General features: G+C 60.9%; 16 protein-coding genes and 1 tRNA gene. 6 read left to right on the top strand and 11 right to left on the bottom strand.

Features of this window, described 5'->3' with window-relative positions; translation table 11 throughout:
* Nucleotides 1-859: hypothetical protein (locus tag VHX65_06385; protein HEX3998158.1), on the top strand; the 859-nt coding region annotated here is incomplete at its 5' end.
* A gap of 88 nt (nt 860-947) precedes the next feature.
* Here the strand turns inward: VHX65_06385 and VHX65_06380 are convergent.
* Nucleotides 948-2,891, bottom strand: coding sequence for an ABC transporter ATP-binding protein (locus VHX65_06380; GenBank protein ID HEX3998157.1), 1,944 nt, complete (start codon nt 2,889-2,891; stop codon nt 948-950).
* 670 nt (nt 2,892-3,561) lie between these two features.
* Nucleotides 3,562-3,636 (bottom strand) — tRNA-Asp (locus VHX65_06375).
* Between the two features lie 355 nt (nt 3,637-3,991).
* Here VHX65_06375 and VHX65_06370 point away from each other — a divergent pair.
* The gene (locus VHX65_06370; protein HEX3998156.1) at nt 3,992-4,168 is read left to right on the top strand and encodes a hypothetical protein; all 177 of its coding nucleotides are present in this window, start codon (nt 3,992-3,994) and stop codon (nt 4,166-4,168) included.
* Nucleotides 4,169-4,372: 204 nt separating this feature from the next.
* On the top strand, nt 4,373-5,341 hold the full coding sequence (locus tag VHX65_06365; protein HEX3998155.1) for a GGDEF domain-containing protein: 969 nt from the start codon (nt 4,373-4,375) through the stop codon (nt 5,339-5,341).
* A 388-nt stretch (nt 5,342-5,729) separates the two neighbouring features.
* Here VHX65_06365 and VHX65_06360 read toward each other — a convergent pair whose 3' ends face one another.
* The 7 genes from VHX65_06360 to folP all read right to left on the bottom strand — a co-directional run bounded on the left by VHX65_06360 (nt 5,730) and on the right by folP (nt 12,349).
* Entirely contained in the window at nt 5,730-6,707 is a 978-nt protein-coding gene (locus VHX65_06360) for a hypothetical protein (protein HEX3998154.1), read from the bottom strand.
* A gap of 179 nt (nt 6,708-6,886) precedes the next feature.
* Nucleotides 6,887-7,300 carry a hypothetical protein gene (locus tag VHX65_06355; GenBank protein HEX3998153.1) on the bottom strand — a complete coding sequence of 138 codons (414 nt, stop codon included), beginning with the start codon at nt 7,298-7,300 and terminating at the stop codon, nt 6,887-6,889.
* 57 nt (nt 7,301-7,357) lie between these two features.
* The gene (locus tag VHX65_06350) at nt 7,358-7,786 is read right to left on the bottom strand and encodes an Rrf2 family transcriptional regulator (protein ID HEX3998152.1); all 429 of its coding nucleotides are present in this window, start codon (nt 7,784-7,786) and stop codon (nt 7,358-7,360) included.
* A 97-nt stretch (nt 7,787-7,883) separates the two neighbouring features.
* Nucleotides 7,884-8,615, bottom strand: a complete 732-nt coding sequence (locus VHX65_06345) for a phosphoadenylyl-sulfate reductase (GenBank protein HEX3998151.1) — start codon at nt 8,613-8,615, stop codon at nt 7,884-7,886.
* A 161-nt stretch (nt 8,616-8,776) separates the two neighbouring features.
* Nucleotides 8,777-9,859, bottom strand: coding sequence for a flagellar motor switch protein FliM (gene fliM / locus VHX65_06340; GenBank protein ID HEX3998150.1), 1,083 nt, complete (start codon nt 9,857-9,859; stop codon nt 8,777-8,779).
* A gap of 145 nt (nt 9,860-10,004) precedes the next feature.
* Nucleotides 10,005-11,279, bottom strand: a complete 1,275-nt coding sequence (locus VHX65_06335; protein HEX3998149.1) for a glutamate-5-semialdehyde dehydrogenase — start codon at nt 11,277-11,279, stop codon at nt 10,005-10,007.
* 182 nt (nt 11,280-11,461) lie between these two features.
* Nucleotides 11,462-12,349, bottom strand: a complete 888-nt coding sequence (gene folP, locus VHX65_06330; GenBank protein ID HEX3998148.1) for a dihydropteroate synthase — start codon at nt 12,347-12,349, stop codon at nt 11,462-11,464.
* A 199-nt stretch (nt 12,350-12,548) separates the two neighbouring features.
* Between folP and VHX65_06325 the strand changes: the two genes are divergently transcribed.
* Nucleotides 12,549-13,214 (top strand): PEP-CTERM sorting domain-containing protein, encoded by a 666-nt coding sequence (locus VHX65_06325; GenBank protein ID HEX3998147.1) that lies wholly within the window; start codon nt 12,549-12,551, stop codon nt 13,212-13,214.
* 175 nt (nt 13,215-13,389) lie between these two features.
* Here VHX65_06325 and VHX65_06320 read toward each other — a convergent pair whose 3' ends face one another.
* The gene (locus tag VHX65_06320; GenBank protein HEX3998146.1) at nt 13,390-14,835 is read right to left on the bottom strand and encodes a protein kinase; all 1,446 of its coding nucleotides are present in this window, start codon (nt 14,833-14,835) and stop codon (nt 13,390-13,392) included.
* Between the two features lie 632 nt (nt 14,836-15,467).
* Nucleotides 15,468-15,749, bottom strand: a complete 282-nt coding sequence (locus VHX65_06315) for a transcriptional regulator (GenBank protein HEX3998145.1) — start codon at nt 15,747-15,749, stop codon at nt 15,468-15,470.
* A gap of 335 nt (nt 15,750-16,084) precedes the next feature.
* On the opposite strand from VHX65_06315, the gene VHX65_06310 reads away from it, so the two are divergent.
* Together VHX65_06310 and VHX65_06305 are read left to right on the top strand one after the other, a co-directional pair.
* Nucleotides 16,085-18,736, top strand: a complete 2,652-nt coding sequence (locus VHX65_06310) for a hypothetical protein (GenBank protein ID HEX3998144.1) — start codon at nt 16,085-16,087, stop codon at nt 18,734-18,736.
* A 58-nt stretch (nt 18,737-18,794) separates the two neighbouring features.
* On the top strand, nt 18,795-20,231 hold the full coding sequence (locus tag VHX65_06305; protein ID HEX3998143.1) for a DUF4147 domain-containing protein: 1,437 nt from the start codon (nt 18,795-18,797) through the stop codon (nt 20,229-20,231).
* The last annotated feature ends 236 nt before the right edge of the window (nt 20,232-20,467 follow it).

The following is a 20,467-nucleotide window of genomic DNA, read 5'->3' as shown; positions in this document are numbered from 1 at the left end:
CATTGTCGAGCGGATCGATTGGCCATGTGAGGTCGTGAAAAACTACTCGGACGAGAATTTGGGTTGCGCCGTGCGGGTTTCGTCGGGCCTCGATTGGGTGTTCGAGCAGACCGAAGAGGCGATCATTTTGGAAGACGATTGTCTGCCGAGCGCTTCCTTCTTCCCGTTTTGCGAGCAACTGCTGGCGCACTATCGCCACGACGAGCGGATCATGCACATATCGGGCGATAATTTTCAGCGCGGGGTTCGCCGCTCGCCTGCCAGTTATTATTTCTCACGAATACCCCATGTCTGGGGCTGGGCCACCTGGCGGCGGGCTTGGCGCTGCTACGACTTCCACATGGCTTCATGGCCCGAGTTCGAGGCCCGGCACATGATCAAGGGAATTTTTCCGGACGCCGTGCACCAAGCCACTTGGGTCCGTTGGCTCAGCGGCCTTTATCGGAGCCAGTGGGGCGCTTGGGACGCGCAGTGGGTTTATGCCTGCTGGTCGCGAGGGGCGTTAAGCATCATGCCCGAGGTCAATCTGGTTTCGAATATCGGCGTGGGCTGCGACGCCACGCACACGAAGACGGATGCCTGGTTTATGAACCTGCCCAGGGGCCAGATCGACACGATCACCCATCCGCGCTATGTGCTTCCCGATGTCGAAGCCGATCACTTCACGCTGCGAGAGCACTTCGGTTGCCACGACGAGAAATCGATGGAAAAATTATTAGCCGACCGCCGGCGGCTCACCGCTCGCGTATCGCGGATCGGTGGTCGCTTTCGCCGGCTGCTGCGCGGAGAATCGAAGTCGTTCCCTCTATGGGGCAAGCGGCGCAATCAGCATTCGCCACGAGTTCGCGCTGAGAATTAGCGGCTGCGGCGTCGGGTTAGCAGCCTGCTGAAAGAGTGGTCTTCGATCGCCTCGGCCGTGGCCGGTGATGCTCGGCCAGGCGGCGAACTTAAGCGGCCTTTGCTCCGGGGGGCTCCTGAATCGTCAGGTGTCCGTGGTCGATGTGAACGATTTTGGTCGCCAGGGTCAGTGTGCTGGCCCGGTGCGAAATCATGATCATCGTCCGGCCGTCGCCGAATTCGGAGAGCGCGTCGTGGATCAAGGTTTCGCTGTCAACGTCGATTTGGCTCGTCGCCTCATCGAGAATCAGGATCTCGGCGTTGCGGAGAATCGCCCGAGCGAGCGAAATGCGTTGACGTTGGCCGCCGCTCAAGCGTTGGCCGTTCGGGCCGACGTGAGTCTGGTAGCCATCGGCGAAGCTGCTGATGAAGTCGTGCGCCCGAGCGCGTTTCGCCGCTTCGATCACCTGCTCCTCTGTGGCATGCCAGCAGCCGTAGCGGATGTTGTGCAGGATCGTTTCGTTGAACAGCTCGGTCTGCTGGGTGACGAGGGCGATCCGCCCGCGTAGATCGGCGAGTGCCATCTTTTTCAGCGAGACGCCATCCATCGTGACATCGCCCTTCTGCGGATCGAAGAATCGGCAGAGCAGATTCGTGAACGTGGTTTTGCCGCCGCCATTGGGGCCGATGATCGCGAGGCGTTCGCCGAAGGGAACTGTCAGATTGATGTCGCGGAGCACTTGGTGCGAGCCGTCGTAACTGAAGCTGACGTTGCGAAACTCCAGCTTGTGGTGCGGCGAGGCGACTTTCGCGGGCGTCGCGGGATCGACAATCTGAGATTGCATGTCGAGCAGCGGATAGAGCATGTTCGCCGCCGCCATTCCCATGTTCACATTCGTGATCACGCCCGACACTTTGCGGAGCGGGTCGGCGGCGCCAATCATCAATCCGAAGAAGACCATGAGCGCGGGCATCGACAACGGCCGCGAGGCGATCGTGATTCCCAAAATGGCGGTCTCTTTGTGAATCAACAGATGCGCCGCGGCCGCCAGGGCGATACAGAGCATGCCGATGCCGAACAGCTCGGTGATCGGATTCGCCAGCGAGTTGTAAAACGTCGCCGAGATCGCCGATTTTCGCACTTCCTTGGTGGCGTCGCGGAACCGATCCCGTTCGAATGCTTCCATCGTGTAGGCCTGCACCGTTTGCAGCGAACTGAAGACTTCGAGCATGACATGGTGGTATCCGTGCGTGCGGCTCACCACGCGCCGCGCAACGCCGCGAATTTGGCGATTGAGCCAGATGATCGAAAACGCGGCCACGGGGGCAAAGATCAGCGACAGCAGCGTGAGACGCCACGAAATCACCAAGGCGCCGACCAGGCAGGCGACGATCCGCAACGGTTCGTTCAAGGCGCCACCGTAGAAGTCGGTGATGCCGCCCGCCAGCATGTCGGTTGTTTGCATGATTTGCGCGGTGAATCCGCTGGTGCCGATACGATTGAATCCGGCCCGATCGAGCGTCATCGCCTTGTTGAAAATGCGGATGCGCATATCGCGGGCGATCGACTGCGAAACGCTGGTGACGAGCAAATCGTCGGAGATCGAAAGAACCTGTTTGACGAGCGTGCTTAGCAAAACGAGCGACACGACCAGGAGCACCGTATTGAAAGGGCTCGCCGGCAGAAATCGTTCCAAGTAGGGCTGAATCTTCTCGTTCGACTTCAGGGCAAGTTGTTCCGCCTGGAGCTTGCCTTGCAGCATTTGGGCTTGGAGCTCCGGCGTTTCCCCGTCCGCATTCTTGGCAGGCGCAAAAATCTTGGCGGGATTCGCGAGTTGGGCCTGCAGACTGGCGATCTCTTCCTTGTTCTTGACGATGCGCTGCATGTTCCACTGTTGCAGCGAATCGCCGTGGAGGGTGGTTTCGAGGATCGGGAAGATGGCGCCGATATTCGCGCCCCACAGGGCCGCCGCGGCGAGCGAACAGGCGAACGCCAGGCCCAGCTTTGCCCAATGTCGCCAGGCTTCTTTCAAGGCTCTTGCAAATAGCTTCATGCGGAATAACAGCCTGGTTGCCGAAGCCGGCCAATAATGTGCCGGACTAACTGCGCCGGTGGAGTTGCGGCTTGCTCGCCGTTTTTGCTTGCCGGTTCCAGTGACGGCCAGGCCGTTGCGGACTGCCGCGCGAATCGGGGGCGGCGTTATACAGCGCTTTCGTTCGTTGCGGCAAGCCGAATCCGATGGACGCCCGAACGCGCGCCAACATGCGTCCGCAGCCGCCAGTGAGGCGCAACATCGACAGGACCGCCCGCGGGAAGGAACCATCGAGCGACACATGCGAAATGCGGCGCTCGTGCGGCAGGCCATTGCCGCAAGCGGCCAGACTTCGTATTGGGCATCGATCGCGGTAATGTCGGTCGCGGTCGACGTCGGCCTGCTTGCGGCAAGCCATCGGTCACGAGCCGGTCGTATTCGATTCGGCTTGCCTTAGTACCATGCGGACCGGAGGTAGCGATCCCGGCCGGCGATGGTGACGACGGCCTGCGTGGTTGCCCGATGTTTCCGATACTGAGGCGTAGAAGATCCAGCAGTTCGAGGCATATGCGGGGGTTCCCTTGTGCATGCGGATAAAACGGTAATTACCGTTTTATTCCCCAGGTACAAGCCGCACCGCCGAACGTCGGCAGGTAACGTAAAGTGTTGTTTCGGCTATGTTTGTGTCGAGCGAGGGTGACGGGACTTGAACCCGCGGCCTCCAACGTGACAGGCTGGCGCTCTAAACCAACTGAGCTACACCCCCAATCTCTTTGCCCGCAATGGTTTACAACCGGCCCTCGCCGGTTGGTGCCGGCAGGGTGGGCCGGCTCGCTCTCTGCGGCCGCTGAGAAGCCATGATTATAACTCTCCCCCATCGGCCGGCAAGGGCACACGAGGAGCTGGTCTCGCGGCGCCGGTTCGAGCAGAGCAATTCAGCGGGCTTAAATTCGGCAAATCGCTCGGCTTCGCATGGGCCGACGCGTTCCGGCGATGCCAACTTGCGTCGCGTCGGATTGCGCAACCGCTTGCAAAAACGCGGTTTCAGGTCGATTTTTGTGACCTAGAGTTGTGAAGGGCGCATGCCCGGCTCTGACGATTTGCCTTCCGAAAGCGCGGTCATGTCTGGCGTTGATCTCCCGATGCTGCTGGCACTGATGTTCGTTTCCAAGGCATATGCCGGGGCGGTGCATTGGATCAACAGCCTCGACCGGCAGGGATGGTTTCTCGTGCTCTGCTGTGCGGTCGTCGCGGGATATTTTTGCTTGCGCGGTTTCGGATCGCGATCGAACTATTAGCTGAAACACCTCGCCATGGGAGCATGCCGTGCTGCCAAGACGGCGGCCCGCACGCTGCTAGTGGCCGGATCGAGCGAAAATGCGCCGCCGCTTGGCTCGATCGCGATCGCCTGCTGGAAATTTCGACCTAAACTTGCTCTAACCACACGCCGAATTTTTGATTCACCCGGGTTTTGGCTCCGACAATAATCGCTGGTCTTTCTCATGCTCTTAGCCGACTTCAATTTCTGGTCGCTGCAACTGCCCACGCCGGTGGCTTTGGCGGCCGTGACTGTGATCGGCTATCTGGTCGGGCGGCGGGGCCGGATGGTCCTGCAGGCGAACGACAATCAGGCCCGCCGCGAGCTAAAGCGGGCCCAAGCCGTCGCACGCGAATTGGAAAAGATCGCCGACTTGATCCGCCGCCATTTGGCCACGCATCATGCGAGCGTCGTGCGGTTCAAGAATCGCGTGGTGACGCTCGGGGCAGCGCAATCGGAAGGCGCTTGGCAGGAACTTTGCCAAGAAGCCGAGGGAATGCTGAAGCCGACGTTCAAACTGGCCGCCCAATTGGCCAACGCCTACGACGAAATCCGCCAGCAGTCGAACCACCTGATGACGTTCACCGAGGTGCGCACCGATCCGCTTACCGGCGTGAGCAATCGCCGCGCACTCGACGAGACGCTCGTGTCGATGTTCGCCATGATGAACCGCTACGAGCTGCCGTTTTCGGTGGTGATCTTCGACATCGACCATTTCAAGAAGATCAACGACGACCAGGGCCACTTGTACGGCGACAGCATCTTGAAGTCGGTGGCCAAGCTACTGGCCGACAATGTACGTGATACCGACATCGTAACGCGCTATGGCGGCGAGGAGTTCGTGATCGTCATGCCGCAAACGCCGATGACGGGAGCGTGTATCTTCACCGATCGCTTGCGGCAACAGGTCGAGCAGAACTTGCCGCTGACGATCAGCGGCGGGGTTGCATCGGCCGTCGATGGCGACGGCCCGCAAACGCTGTTATCGCGGGCCGACGCCGCCCTCTACAGTGCCAAAGCGGCGGGACGAAACCGGGTCTATTATCACAATGGCCTGGAGATTCGGCCCACGACGGAGTCCGACTCCGAAGCGGTCGAAGCGCCGCGGCTGGAATCGGCCAATATGCAGCCGAGCGAAGAACCGATCGTCTAGCAAGCGAAGAACCGATCGTCTAGCAGCCGGTTGAAGTGTTTCGACAGGAGCGGATCTTCGTGTGGCACTGGCCAGCGAAGTCGGCCAGTGCGAGCGCCGCCGGATTCGGCGATAGTCTCTTGTACGTTGCCGTTTGGCAATTGTTCTCGTGTCAGACGCCTCCGAGCCGGAACGTCAACTTACCGGCCGACTGCGCTAGCCAGTGGCACACTAATCAGCCAGTCGCACACCAAATCAGCCCGTGGCACGCCAAATCAGCCCGTGGCACGCCAGCCAAGCTGGCTCCGCAGTGCAGGAAATTACCGAGGATTTTCGTCACTGGCAGAACCAGTGGCACACGCAAGCACTTACGCGTAGGCAGAACTTCAACGGGCGGGAGGCGCGGCTCTCAGTTGATGCCGCGGTCGGGGTCGTAGCCCAGCATCTCCGCCTTGCGGAAATCCTTCTCGCCTTGTTCCGCTTGCCCCTGCTTCTTGCGGATTTCGCCGCGATGGTGATACATCACGGCCAGAGCGTCTTGATTCGCGCGAAAATTGATCGACGCTTCTTCGTCCTGCGCACGGATGTGCGGTCCGTTGTCGGGGCCGAACCAGAATCCGCCCGCGGGCGAACCCGTTAGCCGGCGGATCGCATCGTCGATGTCTTTTCGGGCCTGGTCATATTTTCCAAGCCGAAACAAGACATAGGCCCGCGTGTCGATCACGTTTGCGTCGCCGGGCACGATCCGCAGCGATTCATCGACGTCTTCAAGCGCTCGATCCAGTTCGAGGTTCGCCAGGGCGCGCATGTAAGCCCGACCGTTCAACGTTTCTGCCCGAGATCTGTCGTTGTTGGCCAGCTTCACGGCAATCGTGGCGTCGGCGATGGCGTCGCGATGCCGGCCGATCCGTTCGCCGACCGAGGCTCGCTCGGAATAGGCCAAGCGCAATTCATCCGAATATTGTTTTGCACGCTGCGGGTCTTCGAGCCGCTTGATGACTTCGGTCCAAGCGTCGAAGCTTTCTTGGGCATGTTTCGGCATGCCCTCGAAAATCAGGGCCCGATATTGGTACGCCTCCCATTGGTCGAACGTGTTAGGCTCCCAAAACAATGCCCGATCGGTGGAGGCGAGCGCTTCGGGCAATCGGTTTTGAAAATAATGAATTTGGGCGTTGCGCAGCATTCGCTGGGCAATCGCTTGCCGCACGCCGTGGATCAGCGAATCGCCGAACAGAAGCGGCAGCAACAGCAACAAGAGAGACCACCGCCAGCGGTAGATCAGTTGTCCCCAAGTGCGCTTGGAACGCGGCGGCGCATCGGGATGATCGGCAAACGCGGCGGGGAGCGGAAATCCGAGTTCATCGACGCGGCGAATGGGTGCAGGCATAGGTGTTTGACGCTTTGGCTAAAATTGACTCACCGATTTTAGCAGATTCGCGCGACTCATGGCGAGCCGTTCCACGGCGCCGCCAGACGCTTGCCGGCGAAAGTCGTTCCCCTTTCAACCGCCACGGCAACGAGGCCAACCGCGCTATCGCATTATATCCTGCGGCGGCAAAATTTTGCTCAAACTCCCGATTGGCGGAACCGAAAAGCCCAGAGGCCGAGCGCATCTGCCGCGAGTATCTTGTCGAGTTGGTGACCGCATTCGTGCAAGACAAGCAGGCGATCGAGCGCGGGATGTTCGACCCGGAACTCGCGCCCGAGGAGCTGACGCAGGTGCGGATGGGTAAAATCGTGAAGGAGAAGTTCCCCAATCCGGGCGACGAGGATCAAGAGACCGTGGGCCAGCACGCGATCGCGACTCTGACTTTCGTACAGCAACGCAAGACGGGGATGACTGGAGCGGGCGGTGAGGATGCCAAAAACACGTCGCTTCTCGACGGGGTGCGGAAATTCGCACTGTCGGTGAGGGCACTCGACATCGATCTGATCGACCGCCAACGGAACCGAACGCCCGATCTCCATCTCGGCCAGCAAATAGGTCGGGTCTTTCTTCGCGTTGGCGATCCGGCTTTGCCGGCCGTGCGCCGCGATTTAGATGTAATACATTTCGCTGGCGGTTTGTTTTGTTTTTTCGGCGAGCTCGGCGAAGTCGATCGCTTGCAGCATGGCTTGCTCGCGGGTGGAGATGTCGCGCCAGATGCCGGCCAGCACTCGGGCCGTCGGCGATTTCGCCTCCGAGGCGGCAGTGTGGGCTTCCTCTTTTCCTTCGATTACATTCATCACTTCGCCCAGCGAAATCTTTGCGGGCGGCTTGATCAATTGATAACCGCCCGAGGCGCCGCGTGTGCTGGCCACATAGCCGGCCCCCTTCAATTGCAGCAGAATCTGCACCAGGAAACGAGACGGGATCCCGTGCTGATCGGCGATTTCGCGAATCCGCACCGGCTCGCCCTCTTCATAGCGACGAGCCAACTCCAGCATCGCAATACACGCATACTCGGTTTTGGCCGAAAGCTTCATGGGGGCGAGGCTTTGAGACCGTGAGGCTTTGAGGTACGAGGGCAGGTCGATCGCTTGCGCGTCCTCACAGTCTCACAGCCTCAAGCCTCACAGTCTCTTAACGCGTGTGCAGGCCGCATTCGGTTTTGCCGGTGCCGCTCCAGCGACCCGCGCGCTCGTCTTCACCGAACAGGACGGCCCGGGTGCAGGGCCAGCAGCCGATGCTCGTGTATCCCTGGTCGTGCAGCGGGTTGTAGGGAATCTTTTCCTGCGAGATCAGCTTCCAAACGTCTTTCTTGGTCCAATTCGCCAGCGGGCTGATTTTCACCAGGCCAAACTTTCGATCCCACCCGACAATCGGCGCTTTGGCTCGGTCGGAACTCTGATCGCGGCGGATGCCGCTCATCCAAGCGTCGAATCCAGCGGCCGCTCGGCGGAGCACCGTGATCTTGCGGTCGAAACAGCATTGGTCGGGATCGGTTTTGTAAACCGGGCCGCCGTGCTGCGCTTCGTATTGTTCGACCGTCGTGTCGGGCCGCTTCAACTCGACTTCGACCCCATAGCGGCGGGCGATTTCATCCCGCAGCGCCAGCGTTTCGGCAAATTGATAGCCCGTGTCGAGATTGAAAACGTGCACCCGCTGTTCGATGCGCGAGAGATAATAGATGATCGCGCAACCCTCCGGACCGAAGGCGGTGGCCATCGTAAGCTTGGGAAAGTAGGTCGCGGCGGCCCAGCGGATGATTTCCTCGGGCGAAGCCGTTTCCAATCGCTGGCTTTCCTGCCGCAGCCTTTCCAGCACATCCGGTTCCGGCGACGGTGGAGGCGTATACGCCGGAACAACGGACATCTTCTCTCCCCCGACCGGCAATTGCGCTGTAAGCCTCGTGATCTCTTGCACTTCCGTGTCTCCTTCCACTGCAGAAGGCGACATTCTGCGGAATCATACTTATCCTAGTCGCCAAAGTCAACTATCCAGATTATCGACCGGAGAACGGAACGCATGCGAGGTTATTTCTTGGCCGGCGCGGGGGCCGGCGCGACCGGCGCCACGGTTGGCGCCGCTGCCGTAGCTGGCATCATGCCGATTGGGTGTTCGATTCGGATGGCTTTGCGGCCTTTGAAAGCTCCGGGGTGGGCGCGGAATTTCGGCACGCCTTCGACGCTCACCACCAGCGGCTGATGGATGTCTTTGTCGGTCGTGATGATATCGCCGACGCGCAAGCCGATCAACTCGCCGGTGGTGATTCGTGTTTCCGCCAGTTGGGCGACTAATTGCACGAGCGCGCCCTTCAGGCTGCGCGTGATTTGCGTTCGGCTTTCGGGGGTCGAGGTGCGCTTGCCGTAGCTGATCCAACTATTGCTCGACAGTTTGTTGCCGATCCGCTCGATCGTGTTGAAGGGAATGCAGAAATTCATCATGCCGCGAATTTCACCAAGTGTCAGCTCGAAGCTGATCAGCACGATGACTTCGTTCGGCGGCACGATTTGCACCAGTTGCGGATTGCTCTCGACACGCTCGACCGAGAGCTTCAAATCCACCACGTTCAGCCAGGCCTCGTGCAACTGGTCGAGAAACAAATTCGTGATCCGCGACACGAGGCGCAGCTCGATTTCCGTCAGCGGGCGCCGGGCCAATGGCCCAGGGTCGCGCCCACCCCCCAGCAGCCGGTCGATGAACGGATAGAGGATCGATGGATTGATATCGAGAATCAAGCTTCCTTCGAGCGGCTCGGCACGAACCAGATTGAAGCACGTCGGATTCTCGAGGCTGAAGACGAATTCGCTGTAGGTGAGCTGGTCGACGCTGGTGAGCTTCACGTCGACGATGCTGCGCAGCAAGCCGGAAAGCGCTGCGCCGAAATTCCGGCTGAAGCCCTCATGCAGCGTTTGCAACGCCCGCATCTGCTCCTTGCCGACGCGTTCGGGCCGCTTGAAGTCGTAGGGGGTGACCTTTTCGCGTGGCCGGCTCGGATGGTTCGACTCGCCGGATCGCTCTTTCGAGTGCGCAGCGCCGTGCTTCGCCGACGCATCGCTTTCCATCGCGCTGAGCAGGCTCTCGACTTCCGCCTGGCTAAGAACATCTCCGACCATCCTTGGTCTCCCAGTGGTGAGAATGCCGAATGCCTAAGCTCGAATGACGAGAGAATGACAAAGCACGAAGGACGAAGCCAGGCATTCAAATGCCTCGTGCCGTCATTCGTCATTCCTTCGACATTCTTCATTCGTCATTAGGTATTTACTCTCGCACTTGCCCGTCGCCATACACGACGTACTTGTAGCTGGTTAGTTCTTTGAGGCCGCATGGGCCGCGGGCATGGAATTTGTCGGTGCTGATGCCGATTTCCGCGCCGAGGCCGAACTGCCCGCCATCGTTGAATCGGGTGCTCGCATTGACGATCACTGCGGCGCTATCGACCCGATCGGCAAACTCGCGAGCCGCGGCAAGATCGTTCGTCAGAATTGCATCGGTGTGGTGCGAGCCATAATGGTTGACGTGCCGAATCGCCTCGTCCAACGAATCGACCACCTTGACGGAGATGATCGGCCCCAGATATTCGGCAAAAAAATCTTCGTCGCTAGCAATACCGGCCGAGGGAATCGATTGCCGCGCCCGTTCGTCGCCGCGGATTTCGATTTCCTCCGACTTCAACGCCTCTCCGATTTGCGGCAGAAAGCTGCGGGCCACATCGGCGTGAACCAGGAGCGACTCGGCCGCGTTGCAAACGCCCATCCGCTGGCACTTCGAGTTGATCGTAATTCGCTCGGCCATGTCGAGATCGGCCGCGCGATCGACGTACACATGGCAATTGCCGGTGAAATGCTTGATCACGGGCATTTTCGCTTCCGCGGCAACGCGGCGAATCAGGCTCTCTCCGCCGCGTGGAATGGCCAGATCGATATATTCCGACAATCGCAAAAAATGCCCCACCGCTTCGCGATCCGTTGTGGCCACCTGTTGCACGGCATCGACCGGCAGCCCGACGCCTGCGAGCGCTTCGTTCAGAATTTCGACGATCGCTCGGCTCGAGTGCATCGCTTCCTTGCCGCCGCGGAGGATCACGGCGTTGCCGCTTTTGACGCAAATTGCCGCGGCGTCGGCCGTCACATTCGGTCGCGATTCATAGATGAAAAACACCACGCCCAGCGGTACGCGCACTTTCGACACTTGCAATCCATTCGGCCGCACCGACGATTCGATCACTTCGCCGACCGGGTCGGGGAGCGCTGCGACGGCTTCTAACGCCGCGGCGATCTCTTCGATGCGAGCGGGAGTGAGCCGCAGCCGATCGATTTCGGCGTCCGTAAGCCCATAGCCTTGAGCGGCGTCGAGATCGACTTGGTTGGCCATGCGAATCTCGGCCGACCGCTCGCGGATCATTGCCGCCGCGCGCCGCAGCCAGTCGATCTTTTGCTGCCCCGAAGCGCGCACCAGTTCTTCCGACGCGGAGCGCGCGCGCATCGCCACCTCGACGCAATACTGCCGCAGATCTTGAATTTCGGCGATCGCCACGACTCAAGCCTCTCGAAGCGCAAAACCAATCAACCTCAAATCTTAAGACTCGCACCGCCCCCGTAGCGCCCCGCAATCGCTCCTCCGAAGTATCGTTGAAAGCGCGTGGTGAGTCAACGTCGGCGAAGACCCTCGCGCCCGCAGCGCCAGCAGGGGAATCCGGACATTCGATCAAATAATCGCTACCGCCATCGATCCTCGCAGGCATCCGCGACCGCCTCGAACAGTAGGAGCGCCTGTCGCACGGGCGCGACATCGTGAACGCGGAGGATTTGCACGCCCTGTGACGCCAAGCCACACGAAACGCCGATTGTGCCCGGCAGTGGGTCGGCGGATTTGTCGGCCAGCACCTTGCCGATATACCCCTTGCGCGAATGCCCGACCAAAATCGGACAGCCGGGTTCGTGAAACCGATAGCAGTTCGCGAGCAAGGCCAGATTATGAGCGTGGGTTTTGCCGAAGCCGATCCCCGGGTCGAGACAGATTCGTTCAGGAGCAATGCCGGCCGCAATCAAAGCCTCGCGACAGTCTCGCAAATGCGACAGCACTTCGCCGAGGACATCCGCATATCGCGGATCATCTTGCATTGATTGCGGCGTTCCTTGAATATGCATTGCCACGACAGCGGCTTGCGAGGCACGAGCCACTTCAAGCATCTCGGGGTCGCCGATCAGACCGGTGATATCGTTGATCACTTCGGCCCCTTCGTCGAGTGCGGCGCGAGCGACGGCGGCTTTCGAGGTGTCGATCGACACAGGCCGCTTCGCTTGGCGGCACAAGGCGCGAACCACAGGGAGCACGCGCCGCAGTTCTTCTTCGTCCGCGATGGGATTGGAATAGGGGCGTGTGCTCTCACCGCCGACATCCAGCAGATCGGCCCCTTCTGCGGCAAGCTGCAGCCCGTGCTCGATGGCGGCCGAGGGATCTAGAAATTTGCCGCCGTCGGAAAAGCTGTCGGGCGTGACGTTGACGATCCCCATCAGCAACGGCCGTCGCGGCAGATCGAGTGCGGTGGTTCTTAGTTGCCAGCGGGTCGCACGATGTGGAAAGCGTTTGGCGAATGTGTTCACGGCATTAGCGGCCTAAGGTGCGCGTTTCGGGACCGACCATGCGACCCATCGACTTTACGAAAAAAGAGAAAATCCTTCCCAAAAAGCTTGCGGCGGCGGCTGGACAGGAGTAGTATCCACGACTGCCATCCCCCCCGCCAGATAGGTCGCCTCTCAGGGCGCTGCGCCACCGTCGGTCCACGTTTTCGGGAGTTCGCTAATGAAATCATATGCTCATTGTCGCTTGCTAGCATTGCTCGTGATCGCATGCGCCTTAACGGATGTTCGCACCGCCAGCGGACAAAATCTCGTCGGAAATCCGAGTTTTGAAAATGGGCCCGCCGATCTGGCCCCCTGGGCACTTTCAGGGATCGCCACCATTGGCGGGCCGGCCCACGCAGACTTGGGCGACTATGAAGCCGAATTTGCGGGCGACGGCGTCGCGACGGGCGACGTTTCGCAGGTCATCGCAACAACGGCGCTGCATGAGTATCTCATCTCGTTTTACGCCACGAGCGACGGTTACGATCCGACTTATAACAACTTCCTTGATGTGTCGTTCGGCACCGGCAATCTTAATCTTTCCGACAGTCAACTCGGCGGGCTCGACGGGCATTCCGCTGCGCCTTATGTCCAATTCAGCTTCGACGCGGTGGCAGCCGCCGATACGACTTCGACATCGTTGTCGTTTATCGGGCAGGATCAATGGGGCAACATCTGGCTCGATGATGTGAGTGTCACCGACCTCGGCGCTGCGCCGGTTCCCGAGCCCGGATCGCTTGTGCTCATGACATTCGGGTTCGTCGGCTTTTTGGTCGTTCAGCGGTCGCGGCCGAGCGGCTTGGGCAAGTTCGTTGTCGGCAGCAAACGCTTGGCCGAAAAATAAGTTCCGCTTTCGAAACCCCTCACCCTGCCTCTCTCGCCAGGGGAGCGGAGTCTGTGGAGAACTTCGTTTTTGGCCGAGCCAAAGTATCGCCGATGCTCTCGGCCGCCTGGCTCGCGAAGCGGCGAAATCGCAAACGAAGCATGCGGTCCGCGCCATCGCGGGCGGTTTCCAACGATCACTGTTTCTCGGCCGGCTCGGCATTGCCGAGCACGCGCTCGATCAGTTCTCGCAGTTGTTGAACCGTGAAGGGGCTATTCACGACGGCGTGCAGCGGCGAGGTTTTCGCGCGGGCAGACCAATCCCCCTGCTTCGATCCCAACAGCAGAACGGCAGCCACGCGCGCCGTGCTCGTGTGCTGCCCAAAGCGATTGAATGCATCGAGCGCGGTTTCTCCCAAGTTGCTCGTGCAAAATAGGACACAATCGGCCGGCGGCGCGCCGGCGGCAAAACCGCTGAACGGCCGTTGCGGATCGGACGTGACCAATACCCGGTAGCCGCTCTGCTTTAACTGCGTCCGCAGCACATCTTGAATTCGCGGGCTCGGCTCGACGATCATCAGCGATCGCTGCTTCACGCCGATGGCGGCGTTGTCGAGGCTTTGCCCTTCGGCGATTCTCTGCTGCATGATATTCAGATCGGCGAGCACTTCGCCCGGAGTTTGGTAGCGCATTTTGACATCCAACTCCATTGCCTTGTCAACCACCGAGGCGAGCGGCCGCGGCAGGTCGGGGCACTCGCGCTTCAACGGCGAAATATCGAAAAATCGCGTCGGATTCAGCCGCTGCATGCGGTCGCGAGTTTCCTCGAGCGCGGGCTTGCCGGAAAGCATGTGATAGTAAATGCAACCGGCGAAAAAGATATCGCTGCGGTTGTCGTCTTTGTGCACGTTCGAGGCCCGCTCGAGAGCAACATAGTCGAGCGTCCGCGGGTTTTCCGTTCCGGCGAGCGCCTCATCGCTGACATCGGGATCGATGCCCGCCAGACCGAAGTCGACCAACTTGGCGTGCCCGGCACTCGACACCAACACGTTCGACGACTTCAAGTCGCGATGGGAAATGCCGCGGCGGAAAGCATGATCCAATCCGCGGGCAATATCGGCCATCAGCCGCACTGCATCGACGGGGGCAATCTGCTTGCGATTTTTGAGAAAATTGCGCAGCGTTTGTCCTTCGACAAACTCCATCACCATGTAGGGCGACAATTTCTCGCTGGCGACCTCGTAGATCGCGACGATATTGGGGTGCCGCAATGTCTGCCCGACTTCCGCCTCTTTAAAAAACTGATCGCGCTTGGCCGCGTCGCCATTGAATCGATTGCGGAGGACCTTGACGGCGACGACTTGGCCCGTTTCGCGATGCACGGCCCGGTGGACGCGGGCAAAGGTGCCGGCCCCGACCTGATAGAGCACCTTGTATTTACCGTAGAAAAAGCCAGATCGCTCGCCGCGGAGCAAGCGCTCGAGTTGAAAGGCAGTGAGCAATTCGCGGCGCATCAATAGCTGCTGGAACTCGGCCGGTTCCAGATTCCGAGTTTCAGCGAGCACCGCCTGCAGCGATCGCTGATCGATGAGATCCAGATCGAATGCTCGTTGAGCAATCTGTTCGGCGGATAACTCGGCCATGGCTTCCACGTCAGAACTCAAGATTGCAACGCGCGAAACAACCCTGTGGCCGGCCGGCTTTCGCCGGCCGAGTCATGCGCCTCTTGCCCTGCTCATCCAATCCGAATTTTATCCTAACCTGGGGCTCCCCCACAATTGGCCGTTTCAGGTAGGTCAGGCTTTCCAGCCTGACATTCGCCGGTGTTCGTCGGCCTGGAAAGGCTGAGCTACGGCAAACCGCGCCAATACCGTGAAAGGCGAGCACATCACATGCCACCGCTTCCCACTAGCCCTATTGAAGCCTTTGGACACGAACATAGCACCCGTCAACGATTGTCGAGGTGTGGGCCGTGTGCCACTGGCCAGCGAAGTCGGCCAGTGCGTGTGCCACTGGCCAGCGGAAGTCGGCCAGTGCGTGTGCCACTGGCCAGCGATGTCGGCCAGTGCGTGTGCCACTGGACACGGCGGTACCCTCTTGCACGTTGCCGTTTGGCAAGTGTTCTCGTGTCAGACGCCTCCGAGCCGGAACGCCAGCTCTCTCCGGCCGGCACTGGCCGACTGCGCTGGCCAGTGCCACACCAATCCGCCAGTTAGGGACGATTCCGTTCGGTTCCGCCGCGCCGCTTCCGATCCGCGCGATAGATTCCGTTCGCCTACGCCTCTTCGACCTTGCGCCGATAATCGTCGCGTTCGCGGCGAGTGGCCTCGAGATCGAACATCAGATATTTCATGTCGAGCCGCAGTTGAGACAATGCGTCTTGCACGAGATTGAGAATTCGCCGGCGGCGCTTCGTGCTTTCCACTACACGGGCAATGATCGGTTCGATGCGCTCGCGATATTCGTCGGGAAGTCGAGCAAGGACCGAGCCCAATTCGACAAGGTCGGCGGGAAGTTCATCCGGGTTGGCTTTCACGATTCGGCTGGCGTTCGACATAGAGAAGTCTCGCTCCTGGGGTGTTGCATCTTCCCTAGAGCAGAGGTTGTGCCAGGTTGCAAGTAGTGCGACGCCAGAATTTGCAACTTCTGCGTTTACAAGACGTTGCGCGATCGGAGCCAGGAAGCGTAGATTTCAGGGTTGTGGCGAAAACACCACGACTGACCTGGAGTAAAATCCTAAACCATGCTACAAGCCCAACTTACGCCGCGCGTAGCGAAAAATATCGCGCGTGGCGTTTCGGATGCGCATGGAGGCGCGCGCTCATTTATTTCCTTGGCCCGATTCGCCGGTTCCTGCCGTGGCTGCTCGCCTGCGGATTTGCGAGTTGGTGTGTGCCTGCGCCCGCTCAAGGCATCTGGCGGGAAGATTTCAACGGCCCGACCGTCTCGTGGCGACCAGCGCGTGCCGATCTGCAGTTTACGGTGAATCTACAGCGCCGCATTCCCCGCGTCGGCCATGCCGGCCAAGGCGCCGAAGAGATACGCACCAGCGGCGCGAACGGCACAGCAATCTATTTTAGCCATCCGGTGCCCCCGGCACACATCGCCAGCGAATTGATTGCCAGCGTCTGGGTGAAAGCCGATCATCCGGGCCTGCAGATTTTTGGCCGCGCCGTCTTACCACGCACCATCGATCCGAAGACCGGCGCGGCAGCGACCGTTTTGCTCGCCGGCTCAGCCTATTCGCAGGTCGGCGTTTGGGAGCGATTGCAATTGGGCAACACCCCCCTCCTTTTGGAACGGCAAGCGCGGGTGCTCCGATTGCAACTTGGGCCCAACGTCGATACCCGCGAAGCCTACATCGACCAAATTTGGCTCAACCTCTACGGCGGCCCCGGAACAACCGATGCACTCATCGACGATCTGGGACTGGCCGGCCTGGTCGAAGTGCCAGCCCGCGCGATCCAACAAGCGTCGGCCATCCAAGCTGACGCCGTTCAAACACTGTCCGGACCGCCGCTTGCCCCGCGACCGCGTCACGATGTGCGCCTCGACGGCTCAGTGCTGTTGGTCGATGGCCATCCGTTCTTCCCGCGCATATTTCCCTATCGCGGCGAACCCTTGGCGAATCTTTCCAGTGCCGGTTTCAATGCCGTTCGCCTTTCGCAGCCTCCGACGCCCGCGCTACTGGCCGAAGCGGAGCGGGCCGGCGTGTGGTTGATTGGGCCGCCGCCCATGGCCAATGGTGCGAGAGCCGGATCAAACTTCATTCCAGCGATCGGGCCGGAATTCGAACCCATGCTGGCCTGGCATTTGGGCGACGGGCTGACCGCGGCGAATCTCGATGCGACGGTTGCCGAGGTTCGCCAATTGCGGCTCGCCGATGCCCGCGCCCATCGGCCCATTATCTGCGGCCCGGACACCGAACTACGGCCCTATAGCCGGCAAGTCGATCTTTTGGAACTGAGCCGATTGCCGCTCGGCACGAGCCTCGAACTCGCCGACTACGCCGAGTGGCTTCGCTCCCGCTCGAGCTTGGCCCGCCCGGGCACGCCCTTTTGGACGGCCATTCAAACCCAGCTTTGGCCCATCACGCGCGAGCAGGAAGTTCTGGTCGGCGGCGCCGCGGCCCCGGCGGAAGTCGATTGCAAATCGATCCGCTTGTTGACCTACATGGCGCTCACTTCGGGAGCACGCGGTCTCGAGTTTCAATCCGAACGACCGTTCGCCGCCGCCCCGGCCGACGTGCGGCTAACACTGACGCTATTGAACCTCGAACTTGAATTGCTCGAGCCTTGGGCCACCATCGGCAGCAATATCAGTCTTGCCACCTCGACCGATCCGCAGGTTGTCGGCTTCGTGGTGCAAACCGATCGAGCCCGGCTGTTGATCATGATGCGTTTGGCGGCCGGTTCGCAGCACGTTCCGCGGCCGATGGCCACCGCGCCGGCGTCGATTGTCGTGCCCGGCGTGCCCGAGTCGCACGAAGTGTATGAACTAACGCCCGTCGGCCTGCGGCCCATCAACCACAAGCGTGTGACTGGCGGCACGCAAGTCACCATCGACGAATTCCAGCTTTCGGCATTGGTGCTGCTTACGCCCGACCCGGTGGTGGTCAACACGCTCGAGCGCCGCCTGGCGGCGATGGCGACGCGGGCGGCCGATTTGCAGCGCGAACTGGCCGTGCAAACATTGCTCCGGCTCGAGTCGATCGATCGACAATTGCCGCCGCGGCCACGCGAAGCGCCCCAGGCGAGCGAATGGCTCACCAAGGCTCGCACGGAACTTGCCGACGCCGATAGGGCACTGGCTGCCGGCGACCGACCGACGGCCTATCTTTCAGCACGCAAGGCGATGGGGCCGATGGAGCAATACAAGCGACTCCGCTGGGAGCAAGCCGCCACGACGCAAAACTCGCCGCTCGTGAGCCCGTTGGTCGCCACATTCGACACGCTGCCGGCCCATTGGCGTTTCGTCGATGAACTCCGCAGCGGTCGGCTGAGCCTGAATCAGCTTCCGGCGGGTGATTGCGAAAATCTCGGCGCCATGCTGCAATCCGGCTGGCGGCACTTCGAGCATCCGCAGCCCTCGGTCGCGAGCACCGTCGATCTTTCGCCGACCGTTTCACACAGCGGGCATTTTAGCCTGCACTTGCAAGTGAAACCGGCCAACAAGCTCGAACCGCCGTCGTTGGTGGAAACGCCGCCCGTGTGGGTGACGACGGCATCGGTGCCGGCCCGCCGCGGCCAGATCGTCGTGATGCGCGGTTGGACGCGAGTGCCCATCGCGATCACCGGAAGCGTCGATGGCCTGATGATTCTCGATTCGATCGGCGGCGAAGCGCTGGCCGAACGAGCTTTGAAAACGCCCGGCTGGCGCGAGTTCGTTCTCTATCGGATTGCGACGCACGACGGCCCGGTGTGGGTCACCTTCGCTCTCACCGGCCTGGGCGACGCCTGGATCGACGATGTGTCGATGCAAACCATGTCGCCCGTCGCCGCCCCGATCCCGCCCGGCATGCAGGCCCAGGGCGCGGCACGCTAAAGCGTGCGTCGTCCGTGGGCCAGGGAAAAGCCGGCAGCCGCTTGATACAATGCTGCCCATGCTCCGCACCGCCGCCCAACTCCGCTCCGAAGCGATTCGAATTTGGCGGGCCGGGCTCGATGCCGTCGGGTCGGAGCGGTTGATTCGCCAGCATGTGCATATTGACCGCAATTGGCTTGCAATCGGCGATAATTTGACCGGCGGTGACCTGACCGGCAATGATTCGACCATTTCGCCGATCGATTTGCGCCGTATCGGTCGAATCGCCGTCGTCGGAGCGGGCAAGGCTGGAGCGGGGATGGCGGCGGCGCTGGAATCGGTGCTCGGGCCGCGACTCATCGAAGACAAAAAACTGGTCGGCTGGGTGAATGTGCCGGCCGATTGCGTGCGGCCGCTCGAACGCATTCATTTGCACGCGGCTCGGCCGGCGGGCATCAACGAGCCGACCGCCGAGGGCGTCGCCGGGGCGCTCGAAATTTTGCGGATCGTCGGCGGGCTTTCAACCGAAGATTTGTGCCTCTGCCTGATTTCCGGCGGCGGCTCGGCCCTATTGCCCGCTCCGCCGCCGGAAATCAGCCTCGCCGACAAGTTGGCGGTGACTCGGCATCTGGCCGCGGCTGGGGCCGACATTACCGAGTTGAACACGGTGCGCAAGCAATTGACCCGCATCAAAGGGGGCGGCCTATTGCGAGCATGCCGCGCCGCGCGGCTCGTGAGCCTGATTATTTCCGACGTGCTCGGCGATCCGCTGGATCTTATCGCCTCGGGCCCGACGGTTGCCGATCGTTCGACGCCCGCCGCCGCACTGAAAATTCTTTCCCGATTCGATCCAGGCCAAACGGCGATCCCCACGGCCGTGTACGACTATCTTCGCCACCAGCCGGTCCCGTCCGTGAGCGGCAAGGCGCTAGCCGCCGGTGGTGAGCGTGAGTTGCAAGTCGACAACTTCATCCTGGCCAACAACGCCACAGCCGTCGACGCCGCGGGCCAAGAAGCGGTCCGCCTGGGATACGCCCATGCGATGACCGCTGCCACGCGCCCGGAAGGTTTTGTCGAGCCGATCGGCCGACATATGGCCGACATGGCGATCGCGATGCGTCGCGGCCCTGGCCCCGATTGCCTGATCTCGGGCGGCGAGGGCGTAGTGCGGTTGCTCGAATCAAGCCGTCGCGGATTGGGCGGCCGAAATCAGCAACTCGCGCTGGCCGCACTGATCCAACTTGAAAATTCGGCTTCGCGAGATGCGGCTGATATCGCAATGGTTTCGGCCGGCACCGACGGTGAAGACGGCCCGACCGACGCCGCCGGCGCGATCGTCGACGCTGACGTGTTTGCGCGGAGCCGCCAACTCGGCCTCAACGCGGAAGAGTATTTGCAGCGCAACGACGCCTACCGCTTCTTCGAACCGGCAGGCGGTCTGCTCAAAACCGGTCCCACCCACACGAACGTCGGCGACCTCCGCGTGGTAACCGTGAGCCAAAACCACTTGCGGTGACCATCGCGTAAAGTGATTCAAAATCAGGATCTGTTCGCCACACTTCGTACACGATTACGGGGCGAACGTCGTCCATCAATTCGAACTCGAAATGTTGTTGGTGGTTTTGCCGGCGGCTAGCGCCTTGCCGCTGACGTTTGCCAATTCGTTAGCGGCATGGCGCTAGCCGCCGGTGTCGCATGGCCACGCAGAGCCGTGGGCATGGTACCCCGAAATTCGAATTGTCGACGTTTGTT

This window comes from Pirellulales bacterium (assembly GCA_036267355.1).
Lineage (GTDB): Bacteria > Planctomycetota > Planctomycetia > Pirellulales > DATAWG01 > DATAWG01.
The sequence above is the reverse complement of the archived record's forward strand: the minus strand, read 5'-3'. Positions and strand labels throughout refer to the sequence as shown.